The sequence below is a fragment of the Cryobacterium sp. Y11 genome (assembly GCF_002929535.1).
In the GTDB taxonomy this organism is placed as follows: Bacteria; Actinomycetota; Actinomycetes; order Actinomycetales; family Microbacteriaceae; genus Cryobacterium.
Map to the genome: position 1 here is coordinate 16,650 of NZ_PJJO01000057.1, position 22,772 is coordinate 39,421.

Sequence of the window (22,772 nt, forward strand, 5' to 3'; positions counted from 1 at the left end):
GTCAGAGCACGGCGACGACGGTGGCGCGCCACCGATTGCCCCGGTCTTCGAGCTTCAGTGACACGACGTGTGGTCTTCGGTTGTCGTAGACCACGACAACGGCGTTGACCGTGCCATCGTCGCTGGGCCATTGGTTGACTCGATTAACGGTGAGCATCGGGCGTGCAGCGACCACCCCGGTGATGGCGCGGGCTCGTGCTGCGATCGAGGCCCGCTGGCTCAGGTGGGCATAAACCTCGTCGGTCACCCAGCGAGCGAGTTGCTCCAGGTCCCTGGCCCCAGCGATGACCTCGAGGGACCGAAGCGCCAGGGCGCGCAGCATCGGTTCCGTATCAGGCAGAGCCCGGTTGAGGCCGGGCTCCAGGCCGAGGCCTTCGCCGTCGTGGTTGTGCTCCGGCTCGCGGGCTTGCGCAGACTGGTGGCCAGTCATCGGTGGCGTCATTGCTCCTCCTGATTCAGGCTGCAGCATTCACGCTGCGGTGGCGGAAACCTAAGCAGCTTGGTTCCGGCGCTGTCGAGGGCTTAAAGAGCCTGTGCATAACCCGAGCGGGAATGTTCAGCTTCGGCTACCGTCGACGTGTGCGCTGGGATGACCTATTTAATGACCTGGAAGGCCAGCTCGAACGCGAGCTGAACGCCGAGACAACTGACCTGCGCCTGCACGAGGAACGCCAGCGCTTGGAAAAGCTGTCGCTGCGCACTCGACTGAGTAACGTCGTGCGCTCGGTTGGCCTGAGCGGCGCCGTTCGGCTGCGCATCGTTCTCGTGTCGGGGGACACCGTTGTGCTCCGGCCGACCGCCCTCGGCCGGGACTGGCTCGCCGCCGAGCTGGTCGATGCCGAGACCGTACGTGCGAAGTGTGTGATCCCGTTGTCGGCCATTGCCGGCGTGCTCTTGAATGACGAGCAGACCATGGCTTCACTCGCCGTGGAATCGGACGGGGCCGGACGGCAGGTCGAACGAGTGGGGTTTCCGTTCGTGTTGCGCGATCTCTGTCGGCGGCGGCGCAGCGTAGAAATCGACACGCGCGGTGGGGTGTTGGCCGGAACCATTGACCGGGTGGCGCGTGACCATCTTGATCTGGCGGTGCATCCGCTGGGCACCCTCAGGCGTGCCACCGAGATCGCCCATTACCGACTCGTGCCGTTCTGGCAGATCCATGTCGTCCGGCTGAGATAATCGGCGCCGCCGGTGGCTGTCGGCGGGCGTCTGTCAAGGCTGTGGATAACTTCTGCACGGTTTGTCGAACTGGGCCACGATAGAGCGAATCGCTTTCGAGCAGAAGAGGTAACCGATGAAGGTACCGGGCTCCACCAGCACACGCCGCCGCTTCTGGGTGGACCCACGCTTCATTATCGGCCTCGTGCTCGTGGCCGCTTCGATTGCCGGGGTGGGCGCGATCGTGACCGGAAGCGACCAAACGAGCGTGGTCTACACCGCGCGGCACACGCTCGTGGTCGGTGACCATCTCGCAAAGACCGATCTGGTCGAAACCCGGGTGCAGCTGGGCGGAACGGCACAGCTTTATCTGGTGCCCGCCGCCAAGCTCAACCGCGATCTGCTGGTCACCCGCACCATTCTGGCCGGTGAGCTGGTCGCGCGGTCTATGGTCGGTGACGCATCCGGCGAAGAGCTCACCAGCGTCGTCGTTGACGTGCCGGGCCGGCTAGCCGCCACGGTGGGCCCCGGTTCCGTGGTGGATACCTGGTCTGCTGCCGCGACAGAGCCGGGCGAGTACGCGCCGCCGACAATTCTTGTGGCGCAGGCATCCGTTGTGCGCATTGTTGAGCCGACCGGCATCATCGCGGCCGATAATGGCCAATCGGTCGAACTGCTCGTGCCCAAGGTCACCGTGGCCGCTGTGCTCGAGGCAATTATGAACGGTGATGCACTCGCGATCGTGCCGATCAACACCCCGCTGACTACTTCGGCGGGGCCGTAGCGTGGCCCGGTTGGCGCTCGTGGTGGATCGCGCGACCGAAGAACGGATGCTGTCCGACATCGTCGACTGCGGTCACGCCGTCGTCACTCGCGTTGATACCGCCCGGGAATTTCTGGAATCCCTCTCGCACGGGCAGCCGCACGTCGTTGTCGTCAGCGGCCGGCAGGAGTCACTCACCGGGCAACTGATCGCGGCCTGCGACGAACGCGGCATTCGGGTGGTCGCGCTGACTTCGACCGAGCAGGAACGACGCCACGCTGGTAGCCTCGGCCTGTATGAAACCGTGTCGAGCCCCTGCGACTGGTCAGAAATTGAAGATCTGCTCGTCTCCGGTGTCGTGGTGCCGTTGCGGGTCGGCGAGCGGCACTTCACCGGGGGAGCGCTGAACGCGGGTTCCGTTATCGCAGTCTGGGGGCCATCCGGAGCGCCGGGGCGCACCACCCTCGCCATCAACATCGCAGCGGAAATCGCGGCGGCCGGCCACACCGTAGTGCTGGCCGACGCCGACACGTACAGCGCATCGGTTGCGCCGAGCCTGGGCATGCTTGACGAGGCACCTGGGTTTGCGGCGGCGTGCCGCCTGGCCGGCAGCGATAGCCTGAACCAGTCGGAGCTCGAGCGCATCGCGCAACGGTATAACTCTCCCAAGGGAGCCTTCTGGGTGCTCACCGGGCTCGGACGGCCGTCCCGGTGGCCGGAACTCTCCACCGAGCGGGTCACGCGCACCATCGATGCCTTGCGGCATTGGGTTGATTACGTTGTGCTCGACACCGGTTTCAGCCTCGAAAGCGACGAAGAACTCACCAGCGATATCATGGCGCCCCGCCGCAATGCTGCCACAGTGACCGCCCTCCGGGCTGCCGATCACGTCGTGGCCTGTGGGCTCGCCGACCCGGTGGGCATGGCCCGGTTTTTGCGCGCCTGGGGCGACCTCGCCGACGTCACAACCGGAGGCACGGTCAGCGTTGTCATGAACCGCGTGCGGGGCAGCGCTGTCGGTCTCAATCCCCGCGGGCAAGTCGCGGCGATGTTGTTGCGTTTCGGGGGCATCGAATCAGCCATCCTCATTCCGCACGATCAGGAGGCCCTCGACGCCGCAGTGCTGACCGGCCGCACGCTACGGGACGCGAGCCCGAAGTCTCCGGCTCGCCTGGGCATCCGTCGTTTTGTGCTTGATCAGTTGATTGTCGCTGCGGCCGAGAAGCCCGAACGGGTGCCGCGGCGGGTGCGTCGGCGAGCGTCGAAGGCCGTACCTGCCCTCTGACCGGCCGCGATTTTCGGTGCGTGCCGGCGTCATCCTCGTCGTGGCGGGTGTCTGAGAAGGTGGCGCCCGTTCACACATCTCACACGCGGGCCGTGGCGAATTATCGGGCTGAGGCTCAGCCCGACACCCGGACGATACTGATGCCAAACGTGCGGCGCGAGAGCGTGCGGGCACCTAGGCTAGTGAGGGTGTCGACTCTCAGTGATCTCGTACTTGCCCAGGGCCGCAGCAGCGCGGAAGACGTGGATTGGCTGCACATGCTCGTTGCGGACGGCCAGTTGCTGGCCGACCTCGCCTTTGCGGACATCGTCCTGTGGGTTCCCTCGACGTCCGGCAGCTTTGTCGCCGTTGCCCACGCGAGGCCGTCGAGCGCCGCGACGCTGTTCTATCGGGACTTCGTCGGTCAGCCCATCAAGGTGGAGTGGCGCAATCAGGTCACCGAAGCCTTTGAGAGCGCACGAATCGTCGATGCCACGGCCCCCGACTGGTTCGAGGAGACTCCCACCCGCGTGCGGGCCATCCCGGTACTGCGTCGGCTGAGCACAACCGGTGCCGCGGTAACGGATGCCCCGGTGGCGGTGCTCACTTGCCACAGCAACCTGAGTGAGGCCCGCTCGCCGGGACGCCAAGAGCTGACCTTCAACGATTGCGCCAACGATCTGTTCGGGATGATCTCGTCGGGTGACTTTCCCGACCTCGGTGCCCCGACCGGCCCTCGGCGGGGCGCCCCGCGAGCGTCTGACGGTTTGCTGCGCGTCGATGTCGACGGCCTGACAACGTTCGCGAGCCCCAACGCGCTGTCTGCCTTCAATCGCATGGGGTTCATCGAGGAGCTCGAAGGTGAGTCGCTCGCTGAGGTCACCACCGGGCTGCTGACCGGAACCGCGGTCGTCGACGAGTCGCTGCCGCTCGTTGTTACCGGTCGGGCGCCGTGGCGCACCGACATCGAGGCGCGCGGTGTGACCGTGTCGCTGCGCGCGATTCCTATTCGCAATCGTGGCGAACGTATCGGCGCGATCATTCTGTCGCGGGACGTTTCCGAGCTGCGACACCAGGAACGTGAACTGATCACCAAGGATGCCACCATTCGTGAGATCCACCACCGGGTGAAGAACAACCTGCAGACCGTTGCGTCATTGCTGCGGATCCAGGCGCGACGCACCCAGTCCGACCGGGCACGTGAAGCACTGACCCAGGCCATGCGCCGCGTTGCGGCCATCGCCGTGGTGCACGACACCCTGTCGGAGGGACTCAACCAGATCGTCGACTTCGACGCCGTGTTCGAGCGGGTGTTGCTGCTGACGGTGGAAGTGGCATCCGCTCACAATACGACGGTGCACCCGAAGTCGTCCGGCAGCTTCGGAACGCTGCCGAGCGCCTATGCGACGCCGCTTGCGCTCGTGCTGACCGAACTGGTCACCAATGCGGTCGAGCACGGTCTCGACGGGCGTGAGGGCGAGGTGTCGATTGAGGCGCAGCGCAACGAAGAGACACTCACCGTGACGGTGCGCGACACCGGCGTTGGCCTGCCAGAGGGCAAGGTCGGGGCGGGACTGGGGACCCAGATCGTACGCACCCTGATTCAAGGTGAACTCGGCGGCACCATCGACTGGCACACCATGATGGGCAGCGGCACCGAGGTCACCATAGAAATCCCCCTCCGCTTCATGCAGGAGAGCTAGCCCCGCCCTCTTTCTGGACGGGGCCCGGGCCCCGTCCCTGGGCCTCGTTTATAAACTGGGCCCGTGTTCACAAGGTGGGCCCGGCGACGGGATGCCCCTGGCTGGCCGGAGCGGACCGTGACGCTGCCGTGGGCGGCCCGCAGCCGACCCGCCGCCTCACCTCACTCACTCATGGTGAGGCTGGTACAAAAAAGCGAGCCTGCGACCGCCGGGAATACCGGATGGCCGTAGGCTCGCGTTCTGGGTTGCAGGCTCGTAAGGAGCCACGTGCTGAGGCGGTGCAGCGGCCCGCTACGAGGCGCGACGAGCGCGTGCGGCGCGACGCTTGAGAGCGCGGCGTTCGTCTTCGCTCAGGCCGCCCCAGACTCCCGAGTCCTGACCGGTCTCGAGCGCGTATTGGAGGCACACCTCGGTGACGTTGCATCGGGCGCACACCGACTTAGCCTTTTCGATCTGGTCCACAGCGGGTCCAGTGTTGCCGACCGGAAAGAAAAGTTCCGGGTCAGCGGTGAGGCAGGCAGCTTTATCGCGCCAGTCCATAGGGATGCTCCTTTTATTACATGGGTGCACGGCCGATTGGCCAGAGTTGCAGGGGTGAAGGCCGGTTGCAGGAAAGTGGGATCTGCGCGATAACCGCGTTGAAACAGCTCACGTCCCTGTGAGCGTCAACCGGGCCTCAAATATCGTCCCATAATAGAGGTATCAAATCAATAGTTTTGTATGGAATTTCGCTGTGAACAGCGGGTCTGACGCGCGGCGTCCAGCCTGGATTGGCCTCCGGGCACTTCGTCGCGCCCCTCTTTTGGGGGTAGTCATCGGTCTCCTTGCTCTCGAGGCGATCGCGCTCTGGGCTCTGAGTGCCTGGTGGGTACTCGAGCTGCTCGTCGAAACCCCCAGCTCGATGGGTGGCGCACTCGCGCTGCTGGCGCTCGCCGTGATCGCCGCTGTCTGGGTGAGCGCCATCACGGTGGGGACCCTGCGCGGGCGTCCATGGATACGTGGAGCAGCGGTCACCTGGCAGCTGGTGCAGATTATGATCGCCATCGGTTGCTTTCAAGGAATCTACGCCCGGCCTGACGTCGGTTGGGCGTTGCTACTCCCGTCTATCGTCGTGCTCGTGCTGGTCTTCACTCCGCGCGTCGTCTCCACAACCAGCCGGGAACCCGAGCCCGACGTCGACTGAGCAGCCCACGGCCGGCCCTGAGATCATGACTGCTGCGATCAGACTGCTACGGCAGGACGTTCCGGTTGGGCGCCGTCACGCGCTTCTCCAGCTCGTCGGTTAGATCGTTCCGTTACTTCGGCACTGCGTCGCAGAACCGCCAACACGCCGATGCCCGCGAAGACGATCATTGGAATGATACTCAGCAGGATCCGCGAGATATCCGTGGAGTCACGCTTGCAGCCGAGTCGAGCGCGTCTGCGGCGGCCTGAGAAGGTCAGACGTCGATGCCCAGCTTCTTGCGCAGGCTCGCGACGTGGCCGGTCGCCTTGACGTTGTAGAGGGCATGAGTGATGATGCCGGATTCGTCGAGCACGAAGGTCGATCGCAGCACGCCGGTCACGACCTTGCCGTAGAGGTTCTTCTCGCCCCAGGCGCCATAGGCGCGGTGCACATCCAGCGCGGTGTCGCTGAGCAGCGGAAAGTTGACCGCGTCGTGTTCCTGGAACTTCTTGAGCTTGGTCGGGGCGTCCTTCGACAGGCCGAGCACCTGATACCCGACCGATTTCAACGACCCCAGGTTGTCGCGAAAGTCGCAGGCCTGGGTGGTGCAGCCGGGCGTCATGGCCGCCGGGTAAAAATACACGACAACTTTGCTGCCGGCGAAATCAGCCAGCGAAACGGATGCTCCATCCTGGTCGGTCAGGGTGAACTGCGGGGCTGTATCGCCGACTGCAAGGCGCGCTGAATCCGTCATGTATCCATCGTATCGAGGGTCTCTGACACTCACATCGTGAGGCAAGCTCGCGCTGGTGGAGCGCGTCGCGCGGGAGCTGCGCCAGTGCGCGGGAGTTGGGCCTCCCGCGCAGCGGCGTAATCCCCGCGCAACGTGAAGTTGTCAGAACTGACCCGCAGTCGCGCTGGGAACTGGGCCATCTGGCCGACGTATTAAGCTGCTTGTGCATTGGAGCGGGCCACCTACCCGGTGCGAGCGGGCAGCGGGAGCGCGCCGGCCCTCAGCGGGCGGGGGCGAAGGTCGCGAGCAGGCGTTGCAGGGAGTCGAGGCGCACCCGGCCGGTGGCGCCGAGCTCGTCGGCCTCGACGGCTTCGATGATGGCGCAGTCCGGAGAATCGGGCAGGTGGGTGCAGCCGCGCGGGCAGCGCTCGGCTACGCGTGCAAGGTCGGTGAAGGCCTTGAGAATATTGTCAGTGTTGATGTGGCCCAAGCCGAAGGAGCGCACGCCGGGGGTATCGATGACCCAGCCGCGGCCGGCATCCGTTTGGAGGCGCAGTGACACCGTCGACGACGAGGTGTGACGTCCGCGCCCGGTAACGGTGTTCACGACGCCGATGGCCCGGTTGGTGCCCGGTACAAGTGCGTTCACCAGCGTGGACTTGCCGACGCCGGAGTGGCCGACGAAGACCGTGTCGTGCCCGACCAGCGCGGCGGAAATCTGTTCGATCGGCATGCCACCCTCGCCGCTTTGAAACACCGGCAGGTCAAGGCCGGCGAAGTTGGCCAGAAACGCGGCCGGATCGGCAAGGTCGGTCTTCGTGATGCAGAGAATGGGTTGCACGCCGGCGTCATAGGCGGCGACCAAATAACGGTCCACCAGGCGGATGCGCGGCTCCGGGTTGGCCGCAGCGACCACGATCAGCATCTGATCGGCATTGGCCACGATCACACGCTCGACGGCGTCGGTGTCGTCGGCGCTCCGCCGGAGCAGGGTGTCCCGCGGCACGATCCGCACGATGCGGGCCAGGCTGCCCTCCGCCCCGGTCGTGTCGCCGACGATGTCGACCCGATCGCCATTCACGACGGCCTTCTTGCGCAGTTCGCTCGCCCTGGCGGTCGTGATGCGTCGCTCGGTGGACAGGTTTTCGTCGAGCATGACGGTATAGCGACCCCGGTCAACCGAGAGGATGCGGCCGGTCAGCGCGTTCTCGTGGCTCGGTCTGGTCTTGGAACGGGGTTTACTGCCCGTGCGGCCCGGTCGCACGCGCACGCTCGACTCGTCGAACTCGGGTTCGTCGTCGTCGGCAGATGCCCACCAGGTGTCGCCGGGATCTCCAGCCAGATCCTCGGAATCGTCAGACCCATCTACGGGCGGCACCACCGGCATCTACAGTGCCGCTTCGGTAATCATCGCGTGCCACAGTTCGGGAAACTGGGGGAGCGTCTTGGCCGTGGTGCCGATGTTCTCGACGTCGACGCCGGGTACGGCGAGGCCGATCAGCGCGCCGGCCGTGGCCATCCGGTGGTCGTCGTAGCTCCGCCACTGACCGCCGTGCAGGGGCGCGGGCTCGATTCGCAGGCCGTCGGGCAGTTCGGTGACCTTGCCGCCCAGCCGATTGATCTCCGTGGCGAGGGCCGCGAGCCGGTCGGTCTCATGATGGCGAATGTGTCCGATGCCGGTGATCGTGCTCGGCGTTGAAGCCAGGGCTGCCAGTGCCACCAGGGTGCAGGCGAGCTCGCCACCGGTGGAGAGATCAAGCTCAACGCCGCTAATGCGTTCGCCGCCGGTGACCGTGAGGCGGCCTGCGGCGCGGGTGACGGCCCCGCCGAAGAGCGGCAGAAGCTGCTCCAGGTCTGCGCCGACCTGCGTCGTGTCAGAAGGCCAGCCAGTGATCGTGACGCTTCCTCCGGCCACGAGGGCAGCGCACAGAAACGGCGCAGCGTTAGAGAGGTCGGGTTCGATATCGACAGTGCGGCCCGAAAGAAGACTGGGTTCAACAACCCATTCGCCGACAGTCGGGGTGGCGACGGCGACGCCTCGAGCGCGCAGCACCTCGATGGTCATCTCAATGTGCGGCAGGCTCGGCAGTCGATCGCCGGAGTGGGTCAGGTGCAACCCGTGCTCAAAGCGTGCGCCGGCCAGCAGTAGCCCCGACACGAACTGGCTCGACGCGCCAGCATCGATGGTCACGGCGCCGCCGGTGACCGTTCCGCGGCCGTGCACGGTGAAGGGTAGGGCGCGCTTGCCGTCGTCGTTGATATCCCCGCCCAGGTCACGCAGGGCGCCGATGATCGGCCCCATCGGCCGGCGCCGCGCACCGGCATCACCGTCAAACGTGGTCGGTCCGAGGGCGAGGGCGGCCAGCGGCGGCAAGAATCGCATAACCGTGCCAGCCAGGCCGCAATCGATCGTGGTCGAGCCGAGCAGCTCCTCTGGCGGGGTCACTCGCAAGTCGGAGCCGAACTGTCCAGCACCGGCGACGGCCTCGATGGTGGCGCCGAGCTGACGCAGGGCATCAACCATGAGATCGGTGTCCCGCGAGTGCAGCGGTGCCCGTAGTAACGACGGTTCGCTGGCGAGAGCGGATGCGACCAGCTCCCGGTTGGTCAACGATTTTGAGCCCGGCAAAGCCAACACCGCCTGCAACGGGACGGCCGTGGTTGGCGCCGGCCACCACGCATCCGCTTCGGTCGGTGAATTATCACCGTACGGATCGAACTCCGGCTTGGAATATCTCGAGATCAACATCGGTTATCAGAATAGTCGGTGATAACACTTAGAGGGAGGCCCGTAACGGTGTCAATGCTGTTGGAACGACCCTTGGCCGCGGGTAACGGCTTAGAATTGCCCGTGATGACTTCAGACACGCCCGTGAATTCGGCTGCCCGTGCGAGTGATGGCACGACGAGTACCGACACGACGACCCAGGTAACGGATTCGGCTGCCCGTGCGAGTGATGGCACGACGAGTACCGACACGACGACCCACGAAACGAACTCGGAATCTGTGCTGATTGATGCAACAAAACTGGTTGCACCGACCAAGGCCGAATTGCGCGAGCAGACGCGCGGACTGTTTGAAGAGCAGGCTCTGCCTTTTCTCGACCAGCTCTACGCAGCGGCCATGCGCATGACCCGCAACCCCTCCGATGCGCAGGATCTCGTGCAGGAAACCTTTGTGAAGGCTTTCGCCGCGTTTGCGCAGTACGAACAGGGCACCAACCTCAAGGCGTGGCTGTACCGAATTCTCACCAATACCTTCATTAACCAGTACCGCAAGAAGCAGCGTGAGCCCTACCAGGGCACCATCGATGAGCTTGAAGACTGGCAGCTCGGCGGCGCCGAATCGACGACCGCCACGTCGGGGCGTTCGGCCGAGGCCGAAGCCATCGACCACCTGCCGGACAGCGCCGTCAAAAACGCCCTGCAGTCTATTCCCGAAGACTTCCGACTTGCCGTGTACTTCGCGGACGTCGAAGGCTTCTCCTACCAGGAGATCGCCGAAATCATGAAAACACCCATTGGCACAGTGATGAGTCGCCTGCACCGTGGCCGGCGACTCCTGCGGGAGCTCTTGGCCGGCTACGCGGCCGAACGCGGACTGGGCCAAAATACATCCGGGAGCGCAAGAAAATGACCGATTGTGGTTGCGAGAAGGCCAAGGCCGAACTCGAAGAATATCTGCACAACGAACTTCGCAAAGATGATGCGGCCGACATTCAGCAGCATCTTGCTACCTGCACCGACTGCAGCGCAGAGCACCTCGTCGGGCGCACCATGACCGAGGTCATGCAGCGCGCCTGCAAGGAAACAGCGCCGGAAGACCTGCGTGATCAGGTCTTGCTCAAGCTGCGTGCACTGCAGGCCTCGCACTAGACCGACGGGCCCGCGTAGCACAGCGTCGCCTGTCGAGTCGATGGTCTGACCTCGCGATGATGTGAGCGCGAAATCGTCGACATGCTGCACGTCGGCGCGAGGCGAGCGGATGCTGCCGATATAGCAATGGAGGGTGACCATCGTCACCCTCCATTTTTGTGCTACACCGCGGCCTACAGCGTGAGTGCGTCGCGCTGTAGTGCTGCCTGCTCGATCGCGTGACGCTTGGCTGAACCGGCAGCCGGCGAGGCCGAAGCCGGGCGGGAGAACAGGCGCACGGCGCGCGGCCCGAGCTTGTTGGTCTCCAGGTAGAAGAACGGCCAAGCACCCTGGTTCTCCGGTTCGTCCTGTACCCAGGCCAGTTCGGCGTTCGGGTACTCGGCGGCGACGTTCTTGAGTTCAACGGCGGGCAGCGGGTAGAACTGCTCAATACGCACGAGGGCGATCTCGGGATTCGGGTTCTTCGTGAGCTCGTTCAGCAGATCGTAATAGATCTTGCCGGCCATGAACAGCACGCGCTTGACGGCGCTCTTGTCGGCAATGCGCACATCGTCGATGACCGTCTCGAACTTGCCACTGGTCAGCTCGGCTACGGCGCTCGTCGCTCCGCGCAGGCGCAGCATCGACTTGGGCGTGAACACGATCAGCGGACGGCGCGGACGCATGTACGCCTGGCGGCGCAGCAGATGGAAGTACGACGCAGGCGTCGACGGGCGCGCCACGGTCATGTTTTCTTCGGCACACAGCTGCAGGAACCGCTCAATGCGGGCCGAGGAGTGGTCAGGGCCCTGACCCTCGTAACCGTGCGGCAGCAGCAGCACAACGGATGACCGCTGGCCCCACTTCTGCTCGGCCGACGACACGAACTCGTCGATGATGCTCTGCGCCCCATTGGCGAAATCACCGAACTGAGCTTCCCAGAGTACGAGGGCATCGGCGCGTTCTACCGAGTAGCCGTACTCGAAGCCCATGGCGGCGAATTCGCTGAGCAGCGAGTCGTAGATCCAGAATCGGGCCTGGTTGTCTTTGAGATTGGCCAGCGGCAGCCATTCCTGGCCGTTCACCCGGTCGTGCAGCACAGCGTGGCGCTGCACGAAGGTGCCGCGGCGGGCATCCTGTCCGGCGAATCGCACGGGGGTACCCTCGACCAGCAGCGAGCCGAGCGCAAGTAGTTCGCCGAAGCTCCAGTCGATGTTGCCATTGCGACTCATGTCGAGCCGCTTGGCCAGCAACTGCTGAAGCTTGTTGTGCACGGTGAACCCGGCGGGTTTGTTGTTGAACGCGTCACCGATGAGGTGAATTACGCTCTCGGCAACCCCGGTCGTCTCGGGCTCTCCGGCGGCGTCTTCACGCGCCTGCGCATCGGCGTCAGCCTTGGCCTGAGCAGCCACCTCTGGCGTAATGATCGGGATCGACGCGGTCTGCGCGGCGTGTGTCTCGGCAAAGGCACGCTCGAGACGGTCCTGGAAGTCGCGGTGGGCGGCTTCGTACTCTTCCTCCGTAATGTCACCACGGCCGACGAGCGCCTCGGTGTACAGTTTGCGCACGCTGCGCTTGGCCTCGACCAGGTTGTACATCAGCGGCTGGGTCATCGAGGGGTCGTCGCCCTCGTTGTGGCCACGACGGCGGTAGCAGATGAGGTCGATGACGACATCTTTCTTGAATTCCTGGCGGTAAGCGAAGGCGAGTTCACCAGCTCGTACCACGGCCTCTGGATCATCGCCGTTGACGTGAAAAATCGGCGCTTGAATGGTCTTGGCGACGTCGGTGGCATAGACGCTGGTGCGGGCATCCTGCGGCAGGGTAGTGAAACCGAGCTGATTGTTGACCACAATGTGTACGGTACCGCCGGTGCGATAGCCGCGCAGCTGGGACATCTGCAGGGTTTCGAACACCACGCCCTGACCGGCCATCGCTGCATCACCGTGGATGAGGATGGGGAGGGTCGAGAAGGTGCCAATCGGCTTGCGATCTTGTTTGGCCCGCACGATGCCCTCGAGCACGCCGTCGCCGGCTTCGAGGTGTGAGGGGTTCGCCGCGAGCGACACAGGAATCTCGGCGCCGTCTTCACCGCGGAACATGCCCATGGTGCCGAGGTGATACTTCACATCACCCGAACCGTGCAGGGTGCGCGGGTCTTGCGTGCCCTCGAACTCGCGAAAAATCTCGCCATAGGTCTTGCCGGCGATGTTGGTGAGCACGTTCAGACGGCCGCGGTGGGCCATGCCGATAGCGACCTCGTCGAGGCCCTGCTCGGCAGCGCCCTGCAAAATGGTGTCGAGCAGCGGAATGGTGCACTCGCCGCCTTCGAGACTGAAACGCTTCTGACCGACATATTTGGTCTGGAGGAACGTTTCGAAAGCCTCGGCCTCATTGAGCTTGCCGAGAATGCGCATCTGCTCGTGGTGCGTGGGCTTGACGTAGGACTTCTCGATCTTTTCTTGCACCCACTTGCGTTGGGCCGGATCCTGGATGTGCATGTACTCGATGCCCGTGGTGCGGCAGTAGGAGTCGCGGAGTACGCCGAGGATGTCGCGCAGCAGCATCTGACGCTTCGAACCGAAACCGCCGGTGACGAAGGATCGGTCCAGGTCCCAGAAGGTGAGACCGTGGGTGGCGATATCGAGGTCGGGGTGGCTGCGCTGGGAATATTCGAGCGGGTCGATGTCGGCCATCAGGTGGCCACGCACGCGGAACGAGTTGATCAGTTCCTGCACGCGGGCGGTCTTATCAACCGCGCTCGCCAGGTCGACATTGATGTCCGGAGCCCAGTGGATCGGCTCGTACGGAATGCGCAGGGCCGAGAAAATCTCTTCATAGAAATTGTGCTGGCCGATGAGCAGCTCGTGCACGATCTTGAGAAACTCGCCCGAACCGGCACCCTGAATGACGCGGTGGTCGTAGGTGCTGGTGAGAGTGATGGTCTTGGAGATGGCCAGACCGGTGAGTACCTGCAGACTCGAACCCTGGAATTCGGCTGGGTAATCGAGGGCGCCAGCGCCAATGATGCAGCCCTGACCCTTCATAAGGCGGGGCACGGAGTGCACGGTGCCGATGCCGCCCGGGTTAGTCAGCGACAGGGTCGCGCCGGAGAAGTCGTCGGCGGTGAGTTTGTTCTGACGCGCCCGGGTGACGAGGTCTTCGTAAGCGGCGAGGTATTCGCCGAAGGTCATTGTGTCTGCGCGCTTGATGGCTGGAACGAGCAGGGCGCGGGTGCCGTCTGGCTTGGGCATGTCGATGGCGAGGCCCATGCCGACGTGGGCAGGAGCGATGACCGAAGGCTTGCCGTCGACCTCGTCGTAGTAGACGTTCTGGCTCGGAAACATCTTGAGCGCCCGAATCAGCGCCCAGCCGATGAGGTGAGTGAAACTGACCTTGCCACCACGAGCCCGCTTCATGTGATTGTTCATCACTATGCGGTTGTCGATGAGCAGCTTGGCCGGGATGGTGCGTACGCTCGTGGCGGTCGGTACGGTCAGGCTCGTGACCATATTGGTCGCGAGCGACTTTGCCATGCCGCGCAGCGGCGAGACCTTGTCTTGCTTGACCGGCTCCGAACTGTCAACGACAACGGCCTGCGGGCTCGTGACCGGGGCGTCAGCTGGAACCGGGGCCGGCTTCGGTGCGCTCGAGGTGGTGCGCGCCGTCGGCTGGTTCTCGGTCACCGGGGCGGATGCTGCTACCGGCGCGGCCGGCGCCGGGGGAGCGGGTGCGGGTGCGGCGGCATCCGCTGTGAGAACTACACCGTCGAGGGGAGCCGTGGCGGTTTGGTGGTAGCTGTCTAGGACCGGCCACCACGATTCATCAACCAAGTTCTTGTCGATGAGGTATCGCTCATACAATTCGTCAACGAGCCACTCGTTTGCTCCGAATTCGCCTGACGTTGTGTCGTCAGAAGCTCCACCGGTTACCTGGCTTGACACCGTGGGATCGCCCACTCTCTGCTTTGAATTTGGATGACCTCGGCTCGCGTAGGTTGCCGGGTCATTCTGCGCTTTCATGGAGGCTGTCGCTGACGATCGTGACCGCCAGGTCAGTCTTCCTATCCAGCCTAATCCCATCGCACGCGGCCATTAACACCCTGTTGAGCGGCTAGCGTTCTTGGTATGCAGTTCTATGGAACGACGCCCAGCCATGATTTGACCTATTCCGACGTGTTTTTAGTGCCGGGGCAATCGAATATCACGAGCCGTTTGGATGTTTCACTGGCCCCGAACGACGGCACCGGTACGACGATTCCCATCGTGTCGGCGAACATGAACTCGGTCACAGGGCCGCGCCTGGCAGCCTCGCTGGCGCGCCGCGGCGGCCTCGGTGTGCTGCCGCAGGACATGCACCTGCAAGATCTCGACGCCGCCATTCGTTGGGTAAAATCCCAGTCAGTTCGTTTCGACACGCCGTTCGTGTTTGCCCCCGACGACACCGTCGAAACGGCATTGCGGCAGGTTCCAGCCGTTGCAGGGCAGGGACTCGTGATTCATTCCGGAAACGGTGACTACCTCGGCTGCATCGTCGCCAGTCGGCTGGCGACCGCCCTGCCTGACGCTCGCCTCGGCGATCTGCTGCACGGTGAGCTGACCGCGCTCGATGCCGATGACGTTGAGGGGCCGCGCCGTGCGTTCGACCTCATGACCGAGGCCGACATCGACTTCGCGCCGGTACTGCACCACGGTGTTGTGGTGGGAACGCTCAGTCGCAAGAGCGCCCTGCGTTCGACCCTGTACCAGAGCGCGCTGGATGCGCACGGCCGGCTCAAGGTTGCCGCGGCGATAGGTATCAACGGAGATGTTGCCGCGAAGGCCCGTGCGCTCAGTGCTGCCGGCGTCGACATCCTCGTGATCGATACCGCGCACGGGCACCAGGACGGCATGCTGCGCGCGATTGGCATCGTCGCCGACCTGAACCTCGGGCTGCCCATCGTTGCCGGCAACGTCGTGACCAAGGACGCCGTGCGCGACCTGGTCGGTGCCGGTGCCACGATCGTGAAGGTGGGGGTAGGCCCCGGCGCCATGTGCACCACCCGGATGATGACGGCCGTCGGTCGGCCGCAATTTTCGGCCGTGCTCGAGACCGCCACGGCTGCACGGGAACTCGGCGCCCACGTCTGGGCCGATGGTGGGGTGCGGTACCCGCGGGACGTGGCGCTCGCGCTTGCCGCAGGAGCCGCATCCGTCATGATCGGTTCCTGGTTTGCCGGAACGACCGAGGCACCCGGCACGCTCAATACGGATGCCCGTGGCGCGCTGTACAAGGAAAGCTGGGGGATGGCGTCAACCAAGGCCGTTCAGGAGCGTTTCAACCGGCTCGACGCCTACGACCTGGCCCGCAAGACCCTGTTTGCCGAGGGCATCTCGAGCTCGAAGATCTACCTCGACCCGCTGCGGCCCTCGATTGAGGATTTACTGGACATGATCACCTCCGGCGTGCGCTCCTCGTTCACCTATGCGGGGGCCACCACCGTCGCCGATTTTCACGAGAAAGCTCTCGTAGGCATTCAGTCGTCCGCCGGCTACGAAGAGGGGAAGGCGCTCCCAGTTTCCTGGTAGCTCTGCCCGGTATAGTGATGCGGATAATGGATGACCCTCCCACCGCTAAACCCGCACATCACAAACCTTCGCCCGTAACCGTCGGCGGTGAACTCCTTGTCTGAGCTGATCATGCTCGGCTTTGGCCTCATCCTGACCGTCGGAACGGGCTTCTTCGTCGCCAGTGAATTCGCTCTGGTAAATCTCGACCGCGCCGATCTCGAAGCGCGGCAAGAGCGCGGGGAAACTCGCCTCGGTCTGACCATTGCGGCGCTCAGGATCACCTCGACGCACCTGTCGAGCGCGCAGCTGGGTATTACCCTGACCACCCTGCTCACCGGATACACGATCGAACCGGCCCTGTCGTCGCTGCTCCGCGGCCCACTGAGCGCCCTCGGACTGCCGGTAGACATCGTGCCGGTGTTCGGCACGACCATCGCCATCGTCACGGCGACGCTCGTCTCCATGATTATCGGTGAGCTGGTGCCGAAAAACTTTGCGCTGGCGCTGCCGATTCACACCGCTCGCGTCGTGATTCCGTTCCAGACCCTGTTCACCACCGTGTTTAAACCGGCCGTGCTGCTGCTCAACAACAGCGCCAACGGGCTGCTGCGCGCCGTCGGTATTGAACCAAAAGAAGAGCTCTCCGGAGCGCGCACCGCCGAGGAGCTCTCCTCGCTGGTACGCCGCTCGGCCAGCGCGGGGCTGCTCGAAAAAGACACCGCCACGCTGCTGCACCGCACGCTGCGCTTTTCTGGACACACGGCATCCGATGTGATGACGCCGCGCCCGCGGGTGGCGAGCATCCACCGCACCGATTCGGCGCAGGACATCATCGATCTCACCCGGTCAACCGGCTACTCGCGGTTTCCGGTCGTCGATGAGAGCGTCGACGACGTCGTTGGCATCGTGCACGTCAAGCAGGCGGTGGCTGTTCCTCGCACCCGGCGAGCGGATGTGCCGGTGTCGGCCCTCGAGACCAATCCGATTCGGGTGCCGGAAACCATGAAACTCGACGATCTGCTGGGCGAATTGCGTGGACGTGGCTACCAGATGGCCGTGGTCGTCGACGAGTATGGCGGAACCGCCGGAGTCGTCACGCTCGAAGACCTGGTCGAGGAACTCGTCGGTGAGGTTGCCGACGAGCACGACCGCTCCCGTGCCGGAGTGGTGCGCTCGCCAGACTCCCTGACCTTTCCCGGCATGCTTCGTCCAGACGAACTGCTCGAACGCACGAGCGTCGTGGTACCGGAGCAGGGCCCGTATGAGACCGTCGCCGGTTTTGTCATGAGCGAGCTGGGCCGGCTGCCGGTGGTCGGTGACCGGGTGCCGGTCAGCGGCGGGTTTTTGACCGTTGAGCGCCTTGAGGGGCGCCGCATTGACCGGCTGCGCTTCACGCCGCACGGTGACACCAGTACAGATCAGAAGAAGGTGAGCGGCACATGAGTGACTGGGCCGGACTAGCCTGGCTGGTCGTGCTTCTCGCCGCCAACGCCTTCTTCGTTGGCGCGGAATTCGCCGTTATTTCGGCTCGCCGCTCGCAGATCGAGCCCCTCGCCGAGGCTGGTAAGCGCAGCGCCAAGACCGCGCTCTGGGCAATGGAACACGCGACATTGATGCTCGCAACGTCCCAACTGGGCATCACGGTTTGTTCGCTGCTCATTTTGAACGTGTCAGAGCCGGCCATCCATCACCTGCTGGAGGTGCCGCTGGGCTTGACCGGCCTGCCGGAAGCGTATATTGCTACGATCGCGTTCATCGTGGCGCTACTGCTGGTCTCCTACCTGCACGTCGTGTTCGGCGAGATGGTGCCGAAGAACCTGTCGTTCTCGGTGCCTGACCGGGCCGTGCTGCTGCTCGCGCCGCCGCTCGTGTTCGTCGCTCGCGTATTCAAGCCGCTGATCGTTACGCTGAACGCCTTGGCCAACGGCGCGCTGCGCCTGTTCGGGGTGCAGCCGAAGAACGAGGCGACGAGTGCGTTCACACTCGACGAGGTCGCCACGATCGTCACCCAGTCCACCAGGGAGGGCGTGCTGAGCGACGGAACCGGCGCCCTGACCGCGGCGTTCGAGTTCACCAACCTCAAGGTGCGCGACGTTGCGGTCGGCCTGTCCAAACTGGTCAGCCTGCCGGAGTTGGCCACACCGGCCGACGTGGAGAAGGCTGTGACGCGCCACGGGTTCTCGCGCTACGTGCTCGCCGACGCCGAGGGGTACCTCACCGGATACGTGCACCTCAAGGATGTGCTCGACCTGGATATTGCGTCGGCGTCGGCTGCACCAGATAGTTACGCTGGAAAGATTCCGGCCAAACGCATCCGTGCCCTAATTTCTATTTTCGAAGACACCGACCTTGAAGACGCGCTCGCGACCATGCGCCGTTCAGGCGCGCACCTCGCGCGCTCGTTCACCGCAGAGGGTGTGACTACGGGGGTGCTCTTTCTCGAGGACATCATCGAGGAGCTCGTCGGCGAAGTACAAGACGCCACCCGCCGCGAGTAGCGCGCGCAGCTCGGAAACGACCTATCGTTGGTGCATGGTGAAACCGCGTGGCTGGCTCGAATGGGAGGCCGAACAGGCCCGCGACTGGATCTATCGGCCGCAGACCGGTGATGACAAGTACTCGCGCGGCGTGCTCGGCGTGCGCACCGGGTCGAAGGATTACCCGGGCGCCGCGGTTCTTGGCGTCGACGCGGCCGTGCGCACCGGCCTCGGCATGGTGCGCTACCTCGGTCCACGCCGGGCCCAGAACCTCGTCTTGCAGCGCCGCCCCGAAATCGTCACCGTGCCCGGTCGGGTTCAGGCGTGGCTGATCGGCTCCGGCATCAACGCCAGCACGAGAACGGATGCCGTCACCGCGGCCCTCGAACACGCCCTCGCCGAGGGTCTGCCCACCGTCATCGACGCCGGCGCCCTCGACCTGGTGTCGCGCGCGATCGGGCCGACCGTGATCACCCCACACGCCGGCGAACTGGCCGCGATGCTCGCGGGAGAGGCCAAGCCGGGCTCGGCCTCTCAGATCGCCGCCAATCCGGGGGAGTGGGCGATTCGTGCCGCTCGAGTGTTTGACGTGACGGTGCTGCTCAAGGGCGCTGTCACCCACATTGCGTCTCCGGCGGGTGCCCGTCTGACCGTGTCTACCGGGCCGGCCTGGCTGGCGACGGCGGGGTCTGGTGACGTGCTCGGCGGCATTCTCGGGGCGCTGCTGGCGACCCATTATGACCAACTTGAAGCCGATGCCGCCTCCCTCGCGCCGCTCGCGGCCACCGCAGCACTGATCCATGCCGAGGCCGCGAATCTAGCCTCCGCCGGGGGCCCGATCGCGGCCCTCGACGTGGCCGACGCCGTGCCGCGGGCGGTCGCAGCGTTCCTCAACCACGGGAGCGAGGCGGGGGGTCTCCCGGCGCGCTGACGCTGGCGCGGCGTGCCGCAACGCGCGCGGTACCTTGGGCTCTCCGCCTTGTGCCAAGGTAAAGCGTGCGAATTCACGACGAAACCCACGGCGCTGCCGGCACGTGGCCTGCGCAGCAGTTGGTGCGGTATCCGCTCGCCGCGCTCTGGACCGCTTTCGTACTCGTGCATCTGTTGCTGATCGTTCTGGCCGTGTTTGGTCCGGGGTATCCGCTCGGCGACGTTGAGATCGTCTACCGCCGCTGGGCCGAGAGCGCAGTCGGCGGAAGTATTGTGGGAATCACCGAGAACTTCGTCTACCCGCTGCTCGCGCTCGTGCCGATTGTCAGCGCGGTGGCCTTCGGTGGCCCGGCCTACCTCGGAACCTGGTTTGGGCTGGTGACCGTGATGAACGCCGGGGCGTTCTTCGTGCTCGTGCGCTCTCACCGCGCGGCGGCCTGGTGGTGGCTGGCCTTTCTGGTCCTGCTGGGCCCGATCGCGCTGGTGCGCATCGACGCGGTCACGGTTCCGCTCTGCATCGCCGCGCTGCTCTGGCTTGGCCGCCGCCCGCTCTGGGGCACAGTTCTGCTCACCCTAGCCACCTGGATCAAAATCTGGCCGGTTGCAGCCTTGGCCGCCCTGTTCGTGGCGTCGAAACTGCGCTGGCGGATGCTCGCGGTTGCCGCCGCCGTCACCGCGGCGGTCATCACCGTGGCCGTGTCGCTCAGCTTGGCCCGAGGCAGCGGCATTCACGTCCTGAGCTTCGTGGCCGAGCAGGCGGGGCGGGGGATCCAGATCGAATCGCCCGTCGCAGTGCCGTGGCTCTGGCAGGCCGCGCTGGGCGTTCCTGGCAGTTTCATCTACTACGACCAGCACATTCTCACGTTTCAAATCGCCGGCGCTGTCACCATCGCCATGAGTGGAGCGATGACTCCGCTGCTCGCGCTCGCCGCCGCCGGCGTGCTGCTGCTCGGCGTGCGGGCCCAACGCCGGGGAACTGGCTGGCCGGAAGTCTTTCCCCCGCTGACGCTCGCGTTGACGGTCACCATGATCGCGTTCAACAAGGTCGGTTCGCCGCAGTTCATCAGCTGGCTGGCTGCGCCGATCATTCTGGGGCTCGTGCTGACCGGGCGCCCCTGGCGCACACCCGCGCTGCTCGGTCTCGCGCTCGCCGCGCTCACTCAGGTCGTCTACCCATACCTCTACGCTTGGGTGTTGGTGGCCAATCCGGTCATGGTGCTGGTGCTGACCGTGCGCAATCTGCTCGAATTCGTACTGCTCGGCTGGGCGCTCTGGGCACTGTACCGACTCACGCCACCGTCTTTTCGCACTATCGACCACCACCTCTAGGGAGCCACCATGCTCGTAGCATTCTCTGTCGCACCGTCCGTCGCTGCCGACTCGCAGGGGTCCGTGCATGACGCGGTCGCCGCAGCCGTGCGCATCGTGCGCGAATCCGGCCTGCCCAATCACACGGACTCGATGTTCACCACCATCGAGGGCGAGTGGGACGAGGTCTTCGCCGTTATCAAGGCCGCGACCGAGGCGGTGGGCACCTTCGGGCCGCGCGTTTCCCTCGTGCTGAAGGCCGACATCCGCCCGGGCCACACCGGCGAGCTGACCGGCAAGCTCGCGCGCCTGGAGACCGCTCTCTCCGAGTGATCAACTAGCGAGCAGCCATCTTTGGCTCCCCGGTGCCGTCCGTCGACACGCGAGATGCCATCTTCGGCCCATGAGTGTGCCCGAGCACTCGCGAGATGTGCCCCGCGGCACCGCCGGACCACCCGCCCCCGAATGATCCAGGCCTGCGCGCGACGGGAATCACCCGCGCAAGCGTACGGGGCATAGGCTTATCGCATGCCCCTCACTTCTGACGGGTCGACGCAGCTGTCGTCGACCCGTATTCGTCTTGCCCTGCTCGCCCTCGCCCTGGGTGGGTTCGCCATCGGCGCGACCGAATTCGTTGCCATGGGTCTGCTGCCAAACCTCGCCGCAGACCTGCTTCCCGGCCTCTATGCCGCTGCACCGGATGCTGCCAATGCCCAGGCAGGCTGGCTCATCTCTGCCTACGCCCTCGGTGTCGTCGTCGGAGCGCCGACGATTGCGGCCGCTGCGGCGCGTTGGCCGCGCAAACAGCTGCTCCTGGCCTTGTTGACCGCGTTCACCCTCGGCACGATTGCGTCGGCACTACTGCCGACCTTCGAGACCGTACTGGCCGCCCGGTTCGTGGCCGGGCTGCCGCACGGCGCCTACTTTGGCATCGCCTCGCTCGTCGCCGCACACCTGATGGGCCCGGGCAAGCGTGCCCGCGGCATCGCCATCGTGCTCAGCGGGCTGACCATCTCCAACGTCATCGGGGTGCCAACAATCACCTGGATCGGTCAGGCGAGCGGATGGCGCATCGCCTACCTGGTCGTCGCAGCGATCTTCGCGCTCACCTTCGTAGCCGTCGCCGTGTTCGTACCGTTCCAGAACGGCAACCCGAAGGCCACAATGCGCGCCGAGTTGCGGGCGTTCAGTCAACTACAGGTATGGATCACCCTGTCGATTGGAGCCATCGGCTTTGGCGGCTTGTTCGCCGTCTACACCTACGTCGCCCCGCTCGTGATTGAAATAACCGGGCTCACCGCGGCGGCGGTGCCGATCATACTCGTCGTCGTCGGCCTCGGCATGACGACCGGCAACTTTGCCGGGGGAGCGATGGCGGACTGGAGCGTGCGCCGCACCATGTACGTCTCCTTCGGCGTGCTGATCGCGGCCCTGGTCACGCTAGGCCTCTCTGCTCAATCGCTCGCGGGGCTTGTGATCGGCATGTTCTTTATCGGGGCGGCGGCATCCGCTCTCTCGCCGACCATTCAGGCTCGGCTGATGGATGTGGCCCACGAGAGTCAGTCGCTCGCGGCGGCACTGAACCACTCATCGCTCAACGCCGGTAACGCCCTGGGCGCGGCTCTCGGCGGCGTGGTGATCGCCGCTGGACTCGGCTACCTCGCCCCGATTTGGATCGGTGTCGCCCTGAGCACGCTCGGCGTACTTCTGACCCTGCTCACTTTCAGCATCGACCGGCGCCGCCGCCTGCGCGGCCAGTATGTGCCATACGGCACGCAGCTGGTCGAGGTCGTGCGCTCGCATTAACGAACGAACCGGCCCGCACAGTGTTGCGAGCCGGTGGTGTTCAGCGAAAACTAAATGGAGG

At 64.9% G+C, this 22,772-nt stretch carries 20 protein-coding genes; 14 read left to right on the forward strand and 6 right to left on the reverse strand.

The window, feature by feature from the left end; translation table 11 throughout:
- Position 1: 1 nt before the first annotated feature.
- The gene (locus CXY75_RS10715) at positions 2–442 is read right to left on the reverse strand and encodes an Rv3235 family protein (protein ID WP_104082818.1); all 441 of its coding nucleotides are present in this window, start codon (positions 440–442) and stop codon (positions 2–4) included.
- A 137-nt stretch (positions 443–579) separates the two neighbouring features.
- Between CXY75_RS10715 and CXY75_RS10720 the strand changes: the two genes are divergently transcribed.
- From CXY75_RS10720 to CXY75_RS10735, 4 genes are all read left to right on the forward strand, one after another.
- Entirely contained in the window at positions 580–1,179 is a 600-nt protein-coding gene (locus CXY75_RS10720; RefSeq protein ID WP_146069446.1) for a hypothetical protein, read from the forward strand.
- A 115-nt stretch (positions 1,180–1,294) separates the two neighbouring features.
- A complete protein-coding gene (locus CXY75_RS10725; protein ID WP_104082820.1) occupies positions 1,295–1,942 on the forward strand; it encodes a hypothetical protein in 648 nt (215 codons plus the stop codon).
- A 1-nt stretch (position 1,943) separates the two neighbouring features.
- Positions 1,944–3,206 (forward strand): regulator, encoded by a 1,263-nt coding sequence (locus CXY75_RS10730; RefSeq protein ID WP_104082821.1) that lies wholly within the window; start codon positions 1,944–1,946, stop codon positions 3,204–3,206.
- A 188-nt stretch (positions 3,207–3,394) separates the two neighbouring features.
- On the forward strand, positions 3,395–4,888 hold the full coding sequence (locus tag CXY75_RS10735; protein ID WP_104082822.1) for a sensor histidine kinase: 1,494 nt from the start codon (positions 3,395–3,397) through the stop codon (positions 4,886–4,888).
- 291 nt (positions 4,889–5,179) lie between these two features.
- Here the strand turns inward: CXY75_RS10735 and CXY75_RS10740 are convergent, their stop codons facing one another.
- Positions 5,180–5,428 carry a WhiB family transcriptional regulator gene (locus CXY75_RS10740; protein ID WP_035837005.1) on the reverse strand — a complete coding sequence of 83 codons (249 nt, stop codon included), beginning with the start codon at positions 5,426–5,428 and terminating at the stop codon, positions 5,180–5,182.
- Positions 5,429–5,621: 193 nt separating this feature from the next.
- On the opposite strand from CXY75_RS10740, the gene CXY75_RS10745 reads away from it, so the two are divergent.
- A complete protein-coding gene (locus tag CXY75_RS10745) occupies positions 5,622–6,071 on the forward strand; it encodes a hypothetical protein (protein WP_233201846.1) in 450 nt (149 codons plus the stop codon).
- A gap of 256 nt (positions 6,072–6,327) precedes the next feature.
- On the opposite strand, the gene bcp is transcribed toward CXY75_RS10745, so the two are convergent.
- The 3 genes from bcp to aroA form a co-directional block, all read right to left on the reverse strand.
- Complete coding sequence (gene bcp, locus CXY75_RS10750; protein ID WP_104082823.1) at positions 6,328–6,807, reverse strand: thioredoxin-dependent thiol peroxidase; 480 nt, start codon at positions 6,805–6,807, stop codon at positions 6,328–6,330.
- Between the two features lie 259 nt (positions 6,808–7,066).
- Positions 7,067–8,128 (reverse strand): ribosome small subunit-dependent GTPase A, encoded by a 1,062-nt coding sequence (rsgA, locus tag CXY75_RS10755; RefSeq protein ID WP_233201861.1) that lies wholly within the window; start codon positions 8,126–8,128, stop codon positions 7,067–7,069.
- A 45-nt stretch (positions 8,129–8,173) separates the two neighbouring features.
- Positions 8,174–9,535 carry a 3-phosphoshikimate 1-carboxyvinyltransferase gene (gene aroA / locus CXY75_RS10760; protein WP_104082825.1) on the reverse strand — a complete coding sequence of 454 codons (1,362 nt, stop codon included), beginning with the start codon at positions 9,533–9,535 and terminating at the stop codon, positions 8,174–8,176.
- A 105-nt stretch (positions 9,536–9,640) separates the two neighbouring features.
- Between aroA and CXY75_RS10765 the strand changes: the two genes are divergently transcribed.
- Complete coding sequence (locus CXY75_RS10765; RefSeq protein WP_304481710.1) at positions 9,641–10,423, forward strand: sigma-70 family RNA polymerase sigma factor; 783 nt, start codon at positions 9,641–9,643, stop codon at positions 10,421–10,423.
- Positions 10,420–10,662, forward strand: coding sequence for a zf-HC2 domain-containing protein (locus tag CXY75_RS10770; RefSeq protein ID WP_104082826.1), 243 nt, complete (start codon positions 10,420–10,422; stop codon positions 10,660–10,662). The genes CXY75_RS10765 and CXY75_RS10770 overlap by 4 nt, the downstream gene beginning before the upstream one ends.
- Before the next feature lie 173 nt (positions 10,663–10,835).
- On the opposite strand, the gene CXY75_RS10775 is transcribed toward CXY75_RS10770, so the two are convergent.
- A complete protein-coding gene (locus CXY75_RS10775; protein ID WP_104083039.1) occupies positions 10,836–14,585 on the reverse strand; it encodes a multifunctional oxoglutarate decarboxylase/oxoglutarate dehydrogenase thiamine pyrophosphate-binding subunit/dihydrolipoyllysine-residue succinyltransferase subunit in 3,750 nt (1,249 codons plus the stop codon).
- A 183-nt stretch (positions 14,586–14,768) separates the two neighbouring features.
- Here CXY75_RS10775 and CXY75_RS10780 point away from each other — a divergent pair, with 183 nt between their 5' ends.
- The 7 genes from CXY75_RS10780 to CXY75_RS10810 all read left to right on the forward strand — a co-directional run bounded on the left by CXY75_RS10780 (position 14,769) and on the right by CXY75_RS10810 (position 22,711).
- Positions 14,769–16,208 carry a GuaB1 family IMP dehydrogenase-related protein gene (locus tag CXY75_RS10780; protein ID WP_104082827.1) on the forward strand — a complete coding sequence of 480 codons (1,440 nt, stop codon included), beginning with the start codon at positions 14,769–14,771 and terminating at the stop codon, positions 16,206–16,208.
- A 111-nt stretch (positions 16,209–16,319) separates the two neighbouring features.
- Positions 16,320–17,633: a hemolysin family protein gene (locus CXY75_RS10785; RefSeq protein WP_104083040.1), complete on the forward strand. Its 1,314-nt coding sequence runs from the start codon at positions 16,320–16,322 to the stop codon at positions 17,631–17,633.
- Positions 17,630–18,688, forward strand: coding sequence for a hemolysin family protein (locus tag CXY75_RS10790; protein ID WP_104082828.1), 1,059 nt, complete (start codon positions 17,630–17,632; stop codon positions 18,686–18,688). Before CXY75_RS10785 ends, CXY75_RS10790 begins: the two co-directional genes overlap by 4 nt.
- Before the next feature lie 34 nt (positions 18,689–18,722).
- Positions 18,723–19,598, forward strand: coding sequence for an ADP/ATP-dependent (S)-NAD(P)H-hydrate dehydratase (locus CXY75_RS10795; RefSeq protein ID WP_104082829.1), 876 nt, complete (start codon positions 18,723–18,725; stop codon positions 19,596–19,598).
- Positions 19,599–19,663: 65 nt separating this feature from the next.
- Positions 19,664–20,926: a glycosyltransferase 87 family protein gene (locus tag CXY75_RS10800; RefSeq protein ID WP_199182431.1), complete on the forward strand. Its 1,263-nt coding sequence runs from the start codon at positions 19,664–19,666 to the stop codon at positions 20,924–20,926.
- 9 nt (positions 20,927–20,935) lie between these two features.
- Entirely contained in the window at positions 20,936–21,238 is a 303-nt protein-coding gene (locus CXY75_RS10805; protein WP_104082830.1) for a thiamine-binding protein, read from the forward strand.
- A 195-nt stretch (positions 21,239–21,433) separates the two neighbouring features.
- Entirely contained in the window at positions 21,434–22,711 is a 1,278-nt protein-coding gene (locus tag CXY75_RS10810) for an MFS transporter (protein ID WP_104082831.1), read from the forward strand.
- Positions 22,712–22,772: the final 61 nt, after the last annotated feature.